Below are 238 nucleotides of genomic sequence, written 5' to 3' on the forward strand. Positions count from 1 at the left end.
GGCGCTTGCGTGGGCGACCCGGAACGGCTCGCCCGATGCGAACGTCACGGTGCCGTTCGCGCAGCGGGACGGCAGGTTCGGGGTCGACGACGACGGCCCGCTGTCGGGCCGCATCGTCGCCGACATTCCGTCGCTGAAAGCGACCGGCAACCAGATCGGGCCGAGCTACCTGCTCGGCGGGCGCGCGGCGCAGAAGCTGACGGTCGCCGGCACGCCGGTGAAGCCGAACCTGGCGGGG

1 protein-coding gene is annotated in these 238 nt (G+C 73.5%); it reads left to right on the plus strand.

The genetic code is table 11. The features are described from left to right. A partial coding sequence (locus KVT39_RS37345) for a hypothetical protein (protein WP_217591521.1) occupies positions 1-238 on the plus strand: 238 nt, incomplete at both ends.

Source organism: Burkholderia sp. GbtcB21 (assembly GCF_019091065.1).
Taxonomy (GTDB): domain Bacteria; phylum Pseudomonadota; class Gammaproteobacteria; order Burkholderiales; family Burkholderiaceae; genus Burkholderia; species Burkholderia pyrrocinia_C.